The 15,870-nt window shown below is 66.1% G+C and carries 16 protein-coding genes; 12 read left to right on the top strand and 4 right to left on the bottom strand.

Features of this window, described 5'->3' with window-relative positions; all coding sequences use genetic code 11:
• Position 1: 1 nt before the first annotated feature.
• A complete protein-coding gene (locus AB431_RS27770; protein WP_047332661.1) occupies positions 2–760 on the bottom strand; it encodes an SDR family NAD(P)-dependent oxidoreductase in 759 nt (252 codons plus the stop codon).
• 1 nt (position 761) lies between these two features.
• The gene (locus AB431_RS27765; protein WP_047332660.1) at positions 762–1,805 is read right to left on the bottom strand and encodes a phosphotransferase family protein; all 1,044 of its coding nucleotides are present in this window, start codon (positions 1,803–1,805) and stop codon (positions 762–764) included.
• An 87-nt stretch (positions 1,806–1,892) separates the two neighbouring features.
• Here AB431_RS27765 and AB431_RS27760 point away from each other — a divergent pair, with 87 nt between their 5' ends.
• The 5 genes from AB431_RS27760 (at position 1,893) to AB431_RS27740 (ending at position 9,286) form a co-directional block, all read left to right on the top strand.
• A complete protein-coding gene (locus tag AB431_RS27760; RefSeq protein WP_047332659.1) occupies positions 1,893–3,050 on the top strand; it encodes a CaiB/BaiF CoA-transferase family protein in 1,158 nt (385 codons plus the stop codon).
• A gap of 43 nt (positions 3,051–3,093) precedes the next feature.
• On the top strand, positions 3,094–4,263 hold the full coding sequence (locus AB431_RS27755; RefSeq protein WP_047332658.1) for an acyl-CoA dehydrogenase family protein: 1,170 nt from the start codon (positions 3,094–3,096) through the stop codon (positions 4,261–4,263).
• A gap of 106 nt (positions 4,264–4,369) precedes the next feature.
• Positions 4,370–4,978: a histidine phosphatase family protein gene (locus AB431_RS27750; RefSeq protein ID WP_047332657.1), complete on the top strand. Its 609-nt coding sequence runs from the start codon at positions 4,370–4,372 to the stop codon at positions 4,976–4,978.
• A 13-nt stretch (positions 4,979–4,991) separates the two neighbouring features.
• Positions 4,992–6,017 carry a phosphotransferase family protein gene (locus AB431_RS27745; RefSeq protein WP_047332656.1) on the top strand — a complete coding sequence of 342 codons (1,026 nt, stop codon included), beginning with the start codon at positions 4,992–4,994 and terminating at the stop codon, positions 6,015–6,017.
• A gap of 104 nt (positions 6,018–6,121) precedes the next feature.
• Positions 6,122–9,286 (top strand): adenylate/guanylate cyclase domain-containing protein, encoded by a 3,165-nt coding sequence (locus AB431_RS27740; protein WP_047333864.1) that lies wholly within the window; start codon positions 6,122–6,124, stop codon positions 9,284–9,286.
• Here the strand turns inward: AB431_RS27740 and AB431_RS27735 are convergent.
• Entirely contained in the window at positions 9,283–9,657 is a 375-nt protein-coding gene (locus AB431_RS27735) for a lipopolysaccharide assembly LapA domain-containing protein (protein ID WP_047332655.1), read from the bottom strand. The two genes, AB431_RS27740 and AB431_RS27735, sit on opposite strands and share 4 nt — an antisense overlap.
• Positions 9,658–9,838: 181 nt before the next feature.
• Here AB431_RS27735 and AB431_RS27730 point away from each other — a divergent pair, with 181 nt between their 5' ends.
• From AB431_RS27730 to AB431_RS27710, 5 genes are read left to right on the top strand one after another with little or no spacing between them, the layout of a single operon-like run.
• The gene (locus tag AB431_RS27730; RefSeq protein WP_369803098.1) at positions 9,839–10,750 is read left to right on the top strand and encodes an ABC transporter substrate-binding protein; all 912 of its coding nucleotides are present in this window, start codon (positions 9,839–9,841) and stop codon (positions 10,748–10,750) included.
• The gene (locus AB431_RS27725) at positions 10,751–11,848 is read left to right on the top strand and encodes an ABC transporter ATP-binding protein (protein WP_047332653.1); all 1,098 of its coding nucleotides are present in this window, start codon (positions 10,751–10,753) and stop codon (positions 11,846–11,848) included.
• Complete coding sequence (locus AB431_RS27720; protein WP_047332652.1) at positions 11,845–12,489, top strand: ABC transporter permease; 645 nt, start codon at positions 11,845–11,847, stop codon at positions 12,487–12,489. Before AB431_RS27725 ends, AB431_RS27720 begins: the two co-directional genes overlap by 4 nt.
• Positions 12,486–13,274 (top strand): ABC transporter permease, encoded by a 789-nt coding sequence (locus AB431_RS27715; protein WP_047333863.1) that lies wholly within the window; start codon positions 12,486–12,488, stop codon positions 13,272–13,274. The genes AB431_RS27720 and AB431_RS27715 overlap by 4 nt, the downstream gene beginning before the upstream one ends.
• Positions 13,271–13,870 carry a putative glycolipid-binding domain-containing protein gene (locus AB431_RS27710; protein WP_047332651.1) on the top strand — a complete coding sequence of 200 codons (600 nt, stop codon included), beginning with the start codon at positions 13,271–13,273 and terminating at the stop codon, positions 13,868–13,870. The genes AB431_RS27715 and AB431_RS27710 overlap by 4 nt, the downstream gene beginning before the upstream one ends.
• Here AB431_RS27710 and AB431_RS27705 read toward each other — a convergent pair.
• Positions 13,833–14,777, bottom strand: a complete 945-nt coding sequence (locus AB431_RS27705) for a prephenate dehydrogenase (RefSeq protein ID WP_047332650.1) — start codon at positions 14,775–14,777, stop codon at positions 13,833–13,835. The genes AB431_RS27710 and AB431_RS27705 overlap by 38 nt on opposite strands.
• 96 nt (positions 14,778–14,873) lie before the next feature.
• Here AB431_RS27705 and AB431_RS27700 point away from each other — a divergent pair, with 96 nt between their 5' ends.
• Together AB431_RS27700 and AB431_RS27695 are read left to right on the top strand one after the other, a co-directional pair.
• Positions 14,874–15,392, top strand: a complete 519-nt coding sequence (locus tag AB431_RS27700; protein ID WP_047332649.1) for a tRNA adenosine deaminase-associated protein — start codon at positions 14,874–14,876, stop codon at positions 15,390–15,392.
• Positions 15,389–15,850: a nucleoside deaminase gene (locus AB431_RS27695; protein ID WP_047332648.1), complete on the top strand. Its 462-nt coding sequence runs from the start codon at positions 15,389–15,391 to the stop codon at positions 15,848–15,850. The genes AB431_RS27700 and AB431_RS27695 overlap by 4 nt, the downstream gene beginning before the upstream one ends.
• Positions 15,851–15,870: the final 20 nt, after the last annotated feature.

The raw sequence follows: 15,870 nt of genomic DNA, 5'->3' as shown, positions 1-15,870 counted from the left end.
CTTAGGGGATGCCACCGTCGGCGCGAATGATCGAGCCGGTAGTGAAGCTGGATGCGTCGGACATCAAGAACAATGCGGCGCCGATGATTTCGGCTGGCTCGCCCGCGCGTTGAAGGGCGTGTCTGCCGAACGGATTCTCCACACCGAAGTCCCAGGCCTTGCTGATGTCGGTGAGGAACGGACCTGGCATCAGCGTGTTGACCCGCACCGTCGGCCCGAATGCCGCCGCCAGACCCTCGGTCATCGCGTTCAGCCCGGCCTTCGACGCCGCGTAGGGAATGAACGACGGGTGCGGTCGCAACGAACCATGAGTGCTGACGTTGATAATCACCCCGCCCCCGTCGGCGACCATGCGTTCACCGACCAGAGCCGAAAGCCGGAATGGCCCCTTCAGATTCAGGTTCATCACCGCGTCGAACAGCTTCTCGCTGACGTTGGTGAGCTTGTCGTAGGTCGGTGACATGCCGGCGTTGTTCACCAGCACGTCGAGCTTGCCGAACCGGTCGTAAACCGCCTGCACCAACCCGTCGAGCTCGTCCCATCGTCCGACGTGAACGCCGTAAGGCATTGCGGTGCAGCCGGTTTCGGCTTCGATCTCCTTGGCGGTGGCCACGCAGGAGTCGAATTTGCGGCTGGCGATGATCACGTCTGCGCCGCACCGCGCGGCCGCCATCGCCATCTCGCGGCCCAGGCCGCGGCTGCCGCCGGTGACCAGCACTACGCGACCGGTCAGATCGAACAACTCATCGGCGTAACCCATTTCAGGCCGCCTCGCCGGATTGCGCCAACCGTGCCGCGGTGGCGATCAGATCGGGCACCATCGCCCCGAACGCCTCGACCACTTTCGGGTCGGCCTTGCCACCGTTGACCGCCGCGGCGTACGTCTTCTCCAAGACGATGCCCAGCTTCCAGTTGGCCAGCACCAGGTAGTAGTGGATGTTCTCGGTCGACAGCCCGCTGATCTTCTCGTAATGCGCCAACAGCTCACTGCGGGTGGGCATACCGTCCATCGGCAGGTAGAAGCCGGTCTCCTTCGGGTGCTCCCCGTCGTAACCGAGCAGCGCCCACGCGACGTCGAGCAGCGGGTCGCCGATGGTGGTCATCTCCCAGTCGACGATCGCGGCGAGCCGTCCGGGTGCCCCGTGGGCGTACATGACATTGGCGAACTGGTAGTCCCCGTGCATGATTCCCGGGGTGTAGTGCGCGGGCCGGTTGTTGCGCAACCACTCCGACGCGACGTCCAGGCCGGGCAGTTCACGCACTTTGAAAGATGCCAGGAACGACAACCAGCGATCCACCTGTCGGTCGTGGAAGCCGTCCGGCTTTCCGAACCCCTCAAGCCCCTGGGCCTTCCAGTCCACCCGGCCCAGCTTCGCCGCACCCTCGATCAGCTGGAAGGCCAGTTCGCGACGGGCGTCGAGGTCGGTGTCGAACGGGGACTCCCACCCGCCCTCCATCGGGCTCCAGCCGTCGACCTCTTTCATCAGATAGAACGGCTTGCCCAGAACTTCACCGCTTTCGTCGGCGGCGATCAACTCGGCGTGCGGCACGTCGGTGCCCTTCAGTGCGCGTTCCAGGCGGATCTCGCGGAGCAGTTCGTTCAGACGGCGTTCGTCCGCGCGGGGGCCGGGCATCCGCAGCACCATGCGCTTGCCACCGCGGTTGATCCGGTAGAGCACGTTCTGTGACCCGCCCTTGAGGACCTCAGCGATGGGCTCCTCGCCCTGGCCCGGGGCGTCCTGGGTGTCCAGCCATCGGCCGAGTACCGCGGTGTCCAGATCGGCGGGACTTTCCGTTCTCGTCATGGAGCTCCTCACTCTCTGTCTGGAGAATAGCATTCTCCGCGCGTTGAGCCACTAGCCTTTGGCAGACGCGTAGCGAAAGGGGCGGCGATGGCCGGACCGCTGAAAGGCATCAGAGTTGTCGAGCTCGGCGTCTGGGTCGCCGGACCGGCCGCCGGGGGAATCCTGGCGGACTGGGGCGCCGACGTCGTCAAGATCGAGCCGCCGACCGGCGACCCCGGCCGCATGTTCGGCAGGATGCTGGGCCTCGACGACGACATCAACCCGCCGTTCGAAATGGACAATCGGTCCAAGCGCAGCATCGTGCTCGACCTGACCACCGACGGCGGCCTCGCGACGGCACGCCAATTGCTGGCGGGCGCAGATGTTTTCGTCACCAATGTCCGTCCCGATGCCCTCGGCCGGCTCGACTTGGACTATCCGGCGGTCGCCGCACTAAATCCCCGTCTGGTGTACGGGCTGATCACGGGATACGGCGAAACCGGACCCGAAGCCAACCGCCCGGCCTACGACGTTGCCGCGTTCTGGGCCCGCTCCGGGGTGGCCGACCTGCTCACGCGCCCCGGCGACAGCCCGCCGTTTCAGCGCGGTGGCATGGGCGACCACATGACCGGGATGACGCTAGCCGCGGCGATCAACGCGGCGCTGGTCGCGCGCGCCCGAACCGGTGAGGGACAGCTCGTCACCACATCGCTGTATCGCCAGGGTGCTTACACCGTGAGCTTCGATCTGAATACCTTCCTGCTGACCGGCAGGCCCATCGCGATCGGTCAGCGCGAGACGATGTTCAACCCGTGCATGAACAACTACCTGACCGCCGACGGGCGGCGACTCTGGATCGTCGGGCTGGAGGCCGACCGGCACTGGCCGTCGCTGTGCCGGGCGGTGGGGCGCCCGGAGTGGTTGAGCGACAACCGGTTCGCCACCGCCAGGGACCGAGCGATCAATTCCCGGGACCTCATCGCGACACTGGACGAGATCTTCGCGACGAAGACGCTGGCCGAATGGGCCGAGGCATTCGACAACGAGCCCGACCTGTTCTGGTCCCCGGTCAATTCGATGGAGGACGTGCTCGGTGACGAGCAGTTCCACGCCGCGGGCGGCCTGGTGGACGTCCCCGACGGCGGACCGATGATCGCCACACCGGCCGATTTCCACGGCACCCCGTGGGCACCGCGGTCGGCCGCCCCGAAGCTCGGTGAGCACACCGACGAGGTCCTCGCGGAGCTTTACAACAACGCCCAGTAATGTCACTTCTGACTGCAATCACCGAGGTAGGACGGAGCGGTTGGTGGACTTCTCCCAGGTTGAGCTCTCCCGCGAAGATGAAGAGTTCCAGCGTCAGGTGCGGGCGGATCTGGCCGAGCTGGTGACCGCCGAGGTCATTGAGCACGATCGGCAGACCGGTGAGAACTTCCACGAGGGCTTGCATCTGGCGCTCGCCGAATGCGGGTATCTGGCCAGGGACTTCTACGACGAGGCCGACGGCGGCTTCACGGCGGTGCAGCGCAGGATCTGGGAGCTGGAGCTCGGCCGCGCGCATGCCCCGTGGTTTCACTGGCCTACCACGATGATGGTGGCGAAGGCGGTGGGCAAGTTCGCCGACCCGGATCTGGTGGCCGAACTCATGCCGGCCGTGCTTTCTGGTCATCGCCGGCTCTGCCTGGGCTACACCGAACCCGACGGCGGCTCCGACGTCGCGACGTGCAAGACGCGGGCGGTCCGCGACGGCGACGGGTCAACGTGGGTCATCAACGGCTCCAAGATGTTCACGTCGAACGCCCACAACGCACAGTACGTCTTCCTGATCACCAACACCGACCCGCAGGCGCCCAAGCACAAGAGCCTGACGATGTTCCTGGTTCCGTTGAATTCGCCCGGAATAGAGATCCAGGGGATCCGCACCGTCGACGGAGACCGCACGAACATCACCTATTACAGCGACGTCCGCGTCGACGACAAGTACCGCGTGGGCGCGGTCAACGGCGGCTGGACGGTGTTGCGGGATGCACTCAACGCCGAGCACGGCACCATCGAGCGCGACAACGAGGGATTGCAGAAGCTGGCGACGATGACCGAGCACATCCTGCTCACGGCCGAGGCCGTCGATCGGGTCGCTGCCGTGGCACGGGTGGACGACGACGCGGTGGCCTACCGGCTGGGGCGCGCGGCGTCCCGGCTGGAGGTGGCGTTGAGCGCGCCGGCGATGTCCGGTCGGGTGTCGATCGCGCAGACGATGCGCGACATCGCACCGGAATTGATGGACATTCTCGGCACGGCGGCCAGCCTGCCCGTCGGCACCACGGGCGCAATGGACGACGGCGGAGCCGAGTACATCTTCCGATTGGCTTCGCCCACCGGCATTTACGGCGGAACCCTGGAGATCTTCCGCAATATGATCGCCCAGCAGATCCTCGGTCTCGGCCGCCCCGCGTACGCGCCGCCGGTCAAGGCGCGGTAGCGCGTATACGACGATTCTGACCGCCGAGCGTGCGGGATATCGTTGAGAACGGTCGACAATTTCGCGATAACCCCCACGCTCGGCGCGTGAAAGGATCACTTCACCCATGCAACTGCTGCTTGTCAGGCATGCCCTGCCACATCGGACCGAGGCGGGCGAAGGCGCCGATCCCGAACTGTCCGAGTCGGGCTGGGAGCAAGCCAGGCGGCTGCCCGACGCGCTGGCTCGGTTCCCGCTTGCCCGGTTGATCAGCAGCCCGCAGCGTCGCGCGCTCCAGACCGCGGAGCCAGTCGCCAAGGCCACCGGCCTCAGCGTCGACATCGACGACCGACTGGCCGAATACGACCGCGGCCTGTCCCACTACGTGCCGATCGAGCAGGTGCGAAAGGAGCGGCCCGAGGAGTGGGCGCGGATGGCGGACGGCCGGCTGCCCAGCAGTGTCGACGAGGCAGAATTCCGCGGACGGGTCGGTGCCGCGCTGAGCGATATCGTCGCGGCCGCCGACCACGACGAGACCGTGGCCGTTTTCAGCCACGGCGGGGTGATCAACGTGATCCTGCACGAATTGTTGGGAACCAAACGCTTGCTGTCGTTCCCTATCGACTACGTGTCGATCACCCGCCTGCTGTACGCCCGCAGCGGGTTCGGCACGGTGGCGGCGGTCAACACCACCGAACATGTTTGGGATCTCTTGCCGCGCAACCAACGCTATTAGCTATACATAGCTGGTGACTTCTCTGGACGGGCTCGACCTCGCAGCACTGGATCAGCATCTGCGATCGGCAGGCATCCCGCGCAGCGGCGAGCTGCAGGCGGAATTCATCTCCGGCGGTCGGTCCAACCTGACCTTCCTCATCTTCGACGACGCTTCCAAGTGGGTACTGCGTCGCCCGCCGCTGCATGGACTCACCCCGTCGGCACACGACATGGCTCGCGAATATCGGGTGGTGGCCGCGCTGGCCGGCAGCCCGGTACCGGTCGCGCCCGCCGTCACCATGCGTGACGACGACTCTGTCGGCGGTGCGCCGTTCCAGATGGTGGAATTCGTGGCGGGGAACGTGGTTCGCACGCGTGCCGAACTGGACGCGCTCGGCGATGCCACTGTCGTCAGCGACTGCGTCGACAGCCTCATCCGCGTGCTCGTCGACCTCCATGAGGTCGACCCCGACGCCGTCGGCCTGAGCGACTTCGGCAAGCCCGCCGGATATTTGGAGCGGCAGGTGCGGCGCTGGGGTTCACAGTGGCAACACGTGCGGCTGCCCGAGGACCCGCGCGACGGCGATGTCGAGCGGTTGCACACCAAGCTGGCCGACGCGGTGCCCGCGGAGAGTCGTAGCTCGATCGTGCACGGCGACTACCGGATCGACAATACGATCATCGATCCAGACGATCCGACAATCGTTCGGGCCGTGCTGGATTGGGAAATGTCCACCCTCGGTGACCCACTGGCCGACGTTGCGGTGATGTGCGTGCAACGGGACCCGATGCTGGACCTGATCACCCAAGAGCAGAAGTCTTGGACGGCGCCGCAGATGCCATCGGCGGATGACATGGCGCAGCGCTACGCGGCGGCCTCCGGAAACCCGTTGGCACATTGGAACTTCCACATGGCTCTCGGCTATTTCAAGCTGGCGATCATCGTGGCCGGCATCGACTTCCGGCGGCGAATGTCCGCCGATGCCGCCGACAGCGACGACCGCGCCGGAGAGGCCGTGGCCGTGCTGATCAGCCGCGGCCTGGAGACGTTCGGCTAATTCGCCGATGAAGTAGCCATATGACGGACACCGCTGACCAGCGGTGACAGGATACTGACGTGGGCGCGGGGGATGGTCGCGGTGCTGCATCAGCAGCGGGACTGTTGTGCGGGTCGTGCGGCACCGAGCTTCCACCGAACTCCAGGTTCTGTAACCAGTGCGGATCGTCGGTCACGCAAGTTAGCCGATCGGCGGAGTACAAGCAGGTGACAGTGCTGTTCGCCGATGTGGTCCATTCGATGGACATCGCAGCGGCTGTCGGTGCGGAGCGCCTGCGCGAGATCATGTCGGAACTGCTGGACCGTTCTACAGCGGTGGTGAATCGCTACGGCGGAACGCTGAGTCAGTTCACAGGTGACGGCATCATGGCGGTGTTTGGTGCACCAATCATGTTGGAAGACCACGCTGTTCGAGCATGCCTGGCGGCCTTGGGTCTGCAGCAGGAAACAAAGCGGCTCGCGGCTGAGGTCCTCAATCGCGACGGCGTGGACCTGTGGCTGCGGGTGGGCCTGAACTCTGGCCAGGTGATCGCCGGTGACGTCGGTTCCAGCAGTCCGAGTTACACCACCATTGGCGAGCAGGTCGGCTTGGCACAGCGAATGGAGTCGGTGGCGCCGCCGGGCGGGGTGATGCTCAGCGCTCCGACAGCTCGACTCGTTGATGACTTCACGGCGCTGGACGAGCCCGAGCTGGTTCATATCAAGGGGACCGATAAACCGGTGGTGGGCCGCCGTCTGCTGGGCATGGTAGATCAGCGGCTCAGACCTGGGCGTGCCCAATCGAGTCTTGTCGGTCGTGGACGGGAGCTCTCCGCCGTCGCGAGTCTGTTGAACCGTGCGGTCGATGGCCATGGCGCGGTGGTGGGCGTGGTGGGGCCACCCGGCATCGGCAAGAGCCGTGTGGTGCGCGAGCTGGCCGCCATCGGTGCCGCGCGCGGGGTGCAAGTGTTCAGCGCCTATTGCGAATCGCACGCCAGCGACGTTCCCTTCCAAGTCGTGGCCCGGCTACTGCGGGCGGCCTTCGGGGTGACCGGCCTGGATGCCACGGCTGCACGAGCGCGAGTGCGTTCACGGTTGATGGATGTAAACCCCGAGGATGCGTTGCTTGTCGATGACTTGTTAGGTATCGCCGATCCCGACGTTGCTCGGCCGACAATCGACCCGGATGCGCGGCGGCGCCGATTGACTGCGCTGGTCAATGCCACCTCGTTGACCCGCCGCACCCCTGCGCTCTATGTCATCGAAGACGCGCACTGGATTGACGAGGTCAGCGAGTCGATGCTGGCTGAGTTTGTGGCGGTGATCGCGCAGACACCATCGCTGGTGTTGATCACCTACCGGCCCGAATACCGGGGTGCGTTGGCCCGGGTGGCCGATGCCCAGACCATACCGCTTGTGCCACTGAATGATTCGGAGACTACAGCGCTGGTTTCGGGGCTGCTTGGACCGAACTCCTCGGTCCCGGCAGCGGTCACTGTGATCTCCGAGAAGGCCGCCGGAAACCCATTCTTTGCCGAGGAGATAGTGCGCGACCTGGCCGAGCGCGGTGTGCTGCGGGGCGACCGCGGCGCCTACGAGGTGACCGCCGATGCTGCCCAGGTCAGTGTGCCGGCGACCTTGCAGGCGACCATCGGCGCCCGCATCGACCGGCTTGACTCGGCGGCCAAGCGCACGCTGGGTGCAGCCGCCGTCATCGGCACGAATTTCAGCCGGGACCTCCTTGAAACGCTGGGCATCGATCCTGCCGTTCATGACCTGCTGAGTGGCGAGTTCATCGATCAGATCGGGCCTACCGGACAACACGAGTTTGTGTTCCACCACCCGCTGATTCGCACGGTCGCCTATGGATCACAGCTCAAATCGGATCGCGCCGAACTGCACCGGCGGGTCGCGGCCGCAATCGAGTCACGCGACCCGGCAGCGGCGGAAGACAATGCAGCGTTGATCGCCGAACACCTGGAGGCTGCCGGCGGTGTTCACGCCGCTTACAGCTGGCACATGCGGGCCGCGACATGGGCGACCAACCGCGACATCGGTGCTGCGCAGTTGAGTTGGGAGCGCGCCAGGAAGATCGCCGACGCTTTGCCCGTTGGTGACCCCAACCGGGCGGCCATGCGGATCGCCCCGCGTACCATGTTGTGCGGCATCGCCTTTCGCGTCCACGCCAATGTTACTGGGGACAGGTTCGAGGAACTGCGACGGTTATGCGTCACCTCCGGAGACAAGCGGTCGCTGGCGATCGCCATGGCCGGGCTGATAATCGATCACGCGTTCCACGGTCGGATGCGTGATGCATCGCGTCTTGCATCGGATGCCATGGCCCTCATCGAGTCGATCGGCGATCCAACGTTGACGGTGGCGTTGTCTTTCGCGGCGATCTACGTAGCGTTTCAAAGCGGCGACTGGGATAACGTTCTGCGGTGGTCACGGCGAGTGATCGACCTCGCCGACGGTGACCCGTTGGCAGGTAACTTCATCGTCGGGTCTCCGTTGGCGCGTGCCTTCGCGACCCGTGCGATGGCTCGCTACCACCTCGGTCGTCCCGGATGGAACGACGACATCGAGCAGGCCGTGGCCCTGGCCCGAAACGCGGACCCCGCTTCGTACGCCACGGTCGTCACGTACGTCTACTTCGTAGGGATACCGCACGGCGTGCTCCGGCCCGACGATCGCGCGATGCACGATATTTCGGACTCCCTACATGTTGCCGAACGATCCGGTGATGACCTCGCGTTGTCGAATGCCCAGATGGCGTTGGGATATGCGTTGGTGCACTGCCCAACGGCTGTGGAGCGTGATCGCGGACAGAAGCTGCTGGCCGAGCTGAGCGAAGCCTTTCCGCACCGGGGACGGCACTTGGGTGACCTGCCGCTCGTCGGCGTTTACTGGGCGCGCGAGCGCGCCCGGAGTGGAGATCTCGACGAGGCCATACCGCTGATACGCGCCGCCATCGACCAACTGGTCGGCGAGGGTCAGCTGCTGACATGGGGCATGCCCGCCACGGGTGTTCTGGTGGAGACGCTGCTGGATCGCGGGTCGGACGGCGACGTGGCGGAAGCCGCCGCAGCGATCGAGCGGTTGGACGCCGCGCCAGCCGGTGCGGGTCTGGTGATGCACGAGATCTGGCTACTGCGGCTGCGCGCGTTGCTGGCTCGGGCTCGCGGCGATGCAACCGCCTACGCAGACTTGCGAAACCGGTACCGTATCGAAGCGAAAAAGCTTGGCTTCAAAGGACATATCGGATGGGCTGAGGCGATGCCGCCCGGCTAATTCTGCCGGGCTGCCTTCAGATTCTTCTTGGCAGCACGGCGCAGCTGGAAGATCCGCGTGACGCCGGCCAGAACGGTCACTATGCCGCCGGCCACCGCCGCCATCAGGATCGCGACCCCCAATGGCAGCGACCAGTGCCAGCCCAGAAACGCGAACGGCGTCGAATCGGTGTTCTGAGCGATGAAGATCAGCAGGATCGTCAGGATCAGCAGCCCGACGATCAGCGAGGACCACAGCGCCGCGGCACGGGTGAACTTGACCTCGTTGACCGCGCTTGCGGAGGTGGGGGCCGCGGGCGCCGGAGGTGGGGGCACCGGAGGGGTCGGTGGCGTGGCCTCGTGGGACGGCCTCAGTGGTTCGCTGCTCGTCATTTCACCATTGTTCCCTCCCCGGCCCGGTGGAAACAATGGGAAGCGAACGAGATGATGACGTTTGCCCTGATCTAAACCGAGGCACATGACGGTGAGTGCCGATACTGTCTCCAAAACGGGTTGGGGCGAAAGGACGCGCATGAAAGCGTCGCAGGGTGGGAAGCGACTGTGGTTTGCGGCGATGCTGGTCACGCTCGTGCTTCCGGTGGTGGCCGCCTGTGGCAGTGCCAATCCCCTTGGCGGCGGATCCGCGTCGGGTGACCTGAAGAACCTGGTCGTCGGGTCGGCAGACTTCCCGGAATCGAAAATTATCGCCGAGATCTATGCCCAGGCGTTGGAGGCCAACGGTTTCACGGTCGGGCGGCAGTTCGGCATCGGCAGCCGGGAGACCTACATTCCCGCCGTGCGTGACCACTCGATCGACTTGGTGCCTGAGTACACCGGAAACCTGTTGCAGTACTTCGATTCCAAGACCACGGTTACCACACCGGACCAGGTGGAGCTGGCGTTGTTTCGGGTCTTGCCCGGCGACCTGTCGATCCTGACGCCGTCGCCGGCCAACGATACCGACACTGTCGCGGTCTCCGAGGCCACCGCGCAGAAGTGGAATCTCAAGACCATCGGTGACCTGGCGGCCCATTCCCCGGAGGTCAAGTTCGGTGCGCCATCGGAATTCCTGAACCGCACCGAGGGATTGCCCGGACTGAAGGCCAAGTACGGCCTGGACATCAAGCCCGACAACTTCGTCGCGATCAGTGACGGCGGCGGCCCGGCCACGGTGCGTGCCCTGGTGGACGGCACCGTCACCGCCGCGGACATCTTCAGCACCTCGCCGGCCATTCCGCAGAACAAGCTGGTCGTGCTGGAAGACCCGAAGAACAACTTTCTGGCCGCCAACGTCGTGCCGCTGGTCAGCTCGCAGAAGAAGTCCGACGAACTCAAGACCGTGCTCGACGCGGTGTCGGCAAAGCTCAGCACCCAGGGACTCATCGACCTGAACACCGCGGTGTCCGGCAATTCCGGCGTCGACCCCGATGAGGCGGCGCGAAAGTGGATACGGGACAACGGTTTCGACAAGCCGATCGGGAAATAGATGATCACCTTCGCCAACGTCACGAAGACCTACCCGGACGGCACCGTCGCCGTCGACGATCTGAGCATGGAGGTGCCGACCGGCACGCTGACGGTCTTCGTCGGTCCCTCGGGCTGCGGCAAGACCACATCGATGCGGATGATCAATCGAATGATCGAGCCCAGCTCCGGCACGATCACCGTCGACGGCCGCGACATCGCCAACGTCAACCCGGTCAAACTGCGGCTCGGGATCGGCTATGTGATCCAGAGTGGCGGTTTGATGCCGCACCAGCGGGTGGTCGACAACGTCGCGACGGTGCCCGTGCTCAAGGGCGAGTCGCGGCGGACCGCTCGAAAGGCCGCCTACGGGGTGCTGGAACGGGTGGGCTTGGATCCCAAACTCGGCGATCGCTATCCCGCTCAGTTGTCCGGCGGTCAGCAGCAGCGCGTCGGTGTCGCCCGCGCGCTGGCCGCCGACCCGCCGGTTCTGCTGATGGACGAGCCGTTCTCGGCGGTCGATCCGGTGGTGCGAGACGAGCTGCAGGCCGAAATCCTGCGTCTGCAAGGCGAATTGCAGAAGACCATCGTGTTCGTCACTCACGACATCGACGAGGCGATCAAACTGGGTGACCGGGTCGCGGTGTTCGGCCCGGGCGGCACCCTGCAGCAGTACGACGCTCCGGCCCGGTTGTTGTCCAATCCCGCAAACGAATTCGTCTCCGGGTTCATCGGCACCGACCGCGGCTACCGGGGCCTGCAGTTCCGCCAGGCGTCCGGCTTGCCTCTGCACGACGTGCAGACGGTCAAAGAGGCTGACATCGACGCGCTGACACTCGCGCCGGGGGACTGGCGGTTGGTGACGAGGGACGACGGCCGGCCGTACGCCTGGATCAATGCCGACGGTGTGCAGCTGCACCGGGGTGGAAGCTCGCTGTACGACAGCACGATCGCTGGCGGCTCGCTGTTCGGGCCGGGCGGCACGCTGCGGTTGGCGCTCGATGCGGCACTGTCGTCGCCTGCCGGTCTGGGGGTGGCCGTCGACGATGCCGGACAGGTCATCGGTGGGGTGCGGGCCGAGGACGTCGTCGAGGCGCTGGAAAAGCAGCGCGCAACATGAATTATCTTCTCACCCATCTGGACAAAGCGTGGGCGCTGACCGTCATCCATCTTCGGCTCTCGCTGGTTCCGGTGGTCCTCGGTCTGGTGATCGCGGTGCCGCTGGGCGCCTACGTATGGCGGACCACCGCGCTGCGCCGGCTGACCACAGTGACGGCCAGCATCATCTTCACGATTCCGTCGCTGGCCCTGTTCGTGGTGTTGCCGCTGATCATCCCGACCAGAATCCTCGACGAGGCCAACGTCATCGTCGCGCTCACCCTTTACACCACCGCGTTGTTGGTGCGAGCAGTTCCCGAAGCCCTCGATGCGGTCCCCGTCCAAGTGCGTGACGCCGCCACCGCCGTCGGCTACACCCGGGTGTCCCAGATGCTCAAAGTGGAACTGCCACTGTCGATTCCCGTTCTCATTGCCGGTCTCCGGGTGGTCGCGGTTACCAACATCTCGATGGTCTCGGTGGGCTCGGTCATCGGAATCGGTGGGCTGGGAACCTGGTTCACCGAGGGCTACCAATCCGACAAGAGCGACCAGATCGTCGCCGGCATCATCGCGATCTTCCTGCTGGCGATCGTCGTCGACGTGCTGATCCTGCTGGCGGGCCGGCTGATCACGCCGTGGGCCCGGGTGAAGGCCGGCTCATGAACTTTCTGCATCAGGCACTCGCCTACATCTTCACCGGCGCGAACTGGGGAGGGCCGGCGGGTCTCGGGGTCCGGATCCTCGAGCACCTGCAGTACACCGCGGTGGCGGTGGTGGTCTCCGCGCTCATCGCTATCCCCCTCGGGTTGCTGATCGGGCACACCGGGCGTGGCACCTTCTTCGTCGTCACCGGCGTCAACGCGCTGCGTGCCCTGCCCACGCTCGGCGTGCTGCTACTCGGGGTGCTGCTGTGGGGACTCGGGCTGCTGCCGCCGACCGTCGCGCTCATGCTGCTGGGCATACCGCCGCTTCTCGCGGGCACCTATGCCGGGATCGCCAATGTCGACCCGGCGGTGAAGGACGCCGCCCGGTCGATGGGAATGACGGAGACCCGGGTTTTGCTGCGTGTCGAGGTGCCCAACGCGCTGCCGCTGATTCTGGGCGGGTTACGCACCGCAACACTGCAGGTGGTGGCGACCGCGACGGTCGCGGCCTACGCCAGCCTGGGCGGGTTGGGCCGCTACCTGATCGACGGCATCAAGGTCCGACAGTTCTACCTCGCGCTGGTGGGTGCGTTGCTCGTGACGGTGCTGGCCCTGGTGCTCGACGGGCTGCTGGCCCTGGCTGTGTGGGCCGCGGTGCCCGGCACGGGCAGGTTCCGGCGGATGCCGCAACCATTGCTCGACGACGAGGTGAGTTTCGATGCGCGCCTACCCGCGTCACAGATGGGTCGCACTTCCCGACCTGGTTACGAACGGGGTGGCCCGTCGCATACGGTAGACGGGTGAGTGCAGCCAACGATGCGACAGAAAGCGCCTGGCCGGCGATCCTGACCTGGCGCGCACACGACGATTCGCGGATGGAATCGGCCCGGGTTCAGCTATCGGGCAATCGAATCAAGGCCTACGGCCGCATCGTGGCCGCGGCCGCCGCGACGAACCCGGCCTTCAGCGCGTCCTATGACCTGGTCACCGACGAGACCGGCGCGACCAAACGGCTGTCGATGAGCGTCACCCTCGCCGAGCGGGATCGGCAGCTGTCGATCGCCCGCGACGAAGAAGGCATGTGGCTCGTCACAGATCACCAGGGCCAGTCGCGGGGCGCGTACGAGGGCGCGATGGACGTCGACGTCGTCTTCAGCCCGTTCTTCAACGCATTACCGATCCGGCGCACCGGCCTGTATCAGCGAGTCGATTCAGTGACCCTGCCGGTGGTGTACGTGAGTTTGCCCGACCTGACGGTCAAGCAGGCCACGATCAGCTACGCCGGCGCGGGGCCCAACGGGGACGGCATCAAACTGCACTCGCCGGTCGCCGAGACCACGATCACCGTCGACTCCGACGGGTTCATCGTCGACTACCCAGGACTGGCAGCGCGGATCTGATCACGCCGCCGGCGCGACCGGCGGCCGCGAGCTCTGAACGCCAGTCCTCCTCACCGATCGCGATGGTGACGATCTGCGGGCGCGAGAAGCTGTCGTAGCGCGCGCGAGCGGCATGGCCGGCCTCGACGAGCTCGGCCACCGACCCCTTCTCGGCCAGCGACACACGAGCCTGGTTCAGCAGTGCGAGGGCGCGGTCCAGCGCCGGCAGCAGTTGGTCGGCGTTCGCCTCGCACATGGCCCGCACCAGATCGGGCGCCGTGGCCGCGACCCGGGTGCCGTCCCGGAATGAGCCGGCCGCCAAGGCAAATGCCAGGGGTACCTCACCGGCCGTCTCGGCCAACGCCTCGGCGAGCAGGTGTGGCAGATGCGAGATGCTGGCTGCCGCCGCGTCGTGCTCGTCCGATTTGGCGGGCACCACGACGGCCTCACAGTCCAGGGCCAGGTTCATCACCTGCTCCCACACCCGGGCGTCGACGTGCTCGTCGACGGTGATGACCCACGGCGCACCGACGAACATCCTGGCGTCGCCGGCGCTCCAGCCGGAGTGGGCGGTGCCGGCCATCGGATGACCACCGACGTAACGGTCGAGTAGTCCGGCCTTGCGCACCGCGTCGAGCACCGCGCCTTTGACGCTGATGACGTCGGTCAGCGGGCACTCACCGGCGACGTCCTTCACGTGGCCGAGCAACTGCGACACCGCAGGCATGGGCACGGCCAGGACGATCAGCGCCTCCCGTTCGGCGGCCCACTCCAGTGCCTCGGTGAGGTCGGTGCTGGCGGCGAAACCGTCGAAGCGGGCGGCTTGAGCGCCCTCGACGGATCGGTTGTAGCCGAATGCTTCACGGCCGGCGGCTACCGCCGCGCGCAACACCGACCCGCCGATGAGCCCGAGCCCGAGTACACACACGGGTGTCTTTGTCACCTGTCCAGGTTGGCATATCTTCGCGGCACGGCAGATGAGTACCTGGTCAAAAGGCCTGATCAGCGACTAGCGTATGCGCCCATGGAGGCACAGCGCGCCCAGAACAGCCCCGGGTCGGAGGCCCCGGACGGCTTCGGCGTGGCGGTGGTCCGCGAGGATGGCAAGTGGCGTTGCTCGCCCATGGACGCGAAGGTTTTGACCAGCCTGGCTGCTGCCGAGACGGAGTTGCGGGAACTGCGCAGCGCCGGTGCGGTGTTCGGGCTGTTGGACATCGACGACGAGTTCTTTCTCATCGTGCGGCCGGCTCCGGCGGGTACCCGGCTGCTGCTGTCGGACGCCACCGCGGCGCTGGATTACGACATTGCGGCCGAGGCGCTGGAGACTTTGGACGCCGACATCTCCGCCGAAGACCTCGAGGACGCCGACCCGTTCGAGGAGGGTGATCTCGGCCTGCTGGCCGATATCGGTCTGCCCGAGCCGGTGCTGAGCGTGATCCTCGACGAGACCGATCTGTATGCCGACGAACAGCTCGGCCGGATCGCGCGCGAGATGGGCTTCGCCGACGAGTTGTCGGCAGTGCTCGACCGCCTCGAGCGGTGAGGTCCGATGCCGCGCTGATTCGGGCGGCGATCGACGCTGCCGGCTTGGCAGGGCCCGAGGATGTGCCGATCGGCGCGGTGGTGTTCGGGCCGGACGGTACCGAGCTGGCCCGGGCCGCCAACGCCCGCGAGCAGCTCGGCGACCCGACCGCACACGCCGAGATCTTGGCGTTGCGGGCGGCGGCACAGGTGTACGGCGACGGCTGGCGGCTGGAGGGGACGACGCTCGCGGTAACCGTGGAGCCCTGCACGATGTGCGCGGGCGCGCTGGTGATGGCCCGGGTCGCGCGAGTGGTGTTTGGGGCGTGGGAGCCCAAAACCGGTGCGGCAGGCTCGCTTTGGGATGTGGTGCGGGACCGGCGCCTGACGCATCGGCCGCAGGTGCGCGGGGGAGTGCTGGCTGACGAGTGCGCGGCGTTGTTGGAGGGCTTCTTCGCTCGTCAGCGCGATTTGGGCTAGCCAGGCCGCGGGACGTAAGC

Origin of the sequence: Mycobacterium sp. EPa45 (genome assembly GCF_001021385.1) — a bacterium.
Taxonomy (GTDB): Bacteria; Actinomycetota; Actinomycetes; order Mycobacteriales; family Mycobacteriaceae; genus Mycobacterium.
Note: the sequence above shows the minus strand (reverse complement) of the source record. Positions and strands in the feature narration are given on the sequence as shown.

Coding starts and splice junctions, on each gene's coding strand:
- AB431_RS27770 (WP_047332661.1), bottom strand. CDS start 760: ATGGGTTACGCCGATGAGTTGTTCGATCTGACCGGTCGCGTAGTGCTG.
- AB431_RS27765 (WP_047332660.1), bottom strand. CDS start 1,805: ATGACGAGAACGGAAAGTCCCGCCGATCTGGACACCGCGGTACTCGGC.
- AB431_RS27760 (WP_047332659.1), top strand. CDS start 1,893: ATGGCCGGACCGCTGAAAGGCATCAGAGTTGTCGAGCTCGGCGTCTGG.
- AB431_RS27750 (WP_047332657.1), top strand. CDS start 4,370: ATGCAACTGCTGCTTGTCAGGCATGCCCTGCCACATCGGACCGAGGCG.
- AB431_RS27735 (WP_047332655.1), bottom strand. CDS start 9,657: ATGACGAGCAGCGAACCACTGAGGCCGTCCCACGAGGCCACGCCACCG.
- AB431_RS27730 (WP_369803098.1), top strand. CDS start 9,839: ATGCTGGTCACGCTCGTGCTTCCGGTGGTGGCCGCCTGTGGCAGTGCC.
- AB431_RS27725 (WP_047332653.1), top strand. CDS start 10,751: ATGATCACCTTCGCCAACGTCACGAAGACCTACCCGGACGGCACCGTC.
- AB431_RS27720 (WP_047332652.1), top strand. CDS start 11,845: ATGAATTATCTTCTCACCCATCTGGACAAAGCGTGGGCGCTGACCGTC.
- AB431_RS27715 (WP_047333863.1), top strand. CDS start 12,486: ATGAACTTTCTGCATCAGGCACTCGCCTACATCTTCACCGGCGCGAAC.
- AB431_RS27700 (WP_047332649.1), top strand. CDS start 14,874: ATGGAGGCACAGCGCGCCCAGAACAGCCCCGGGTCGGAGGCCCCGGAC.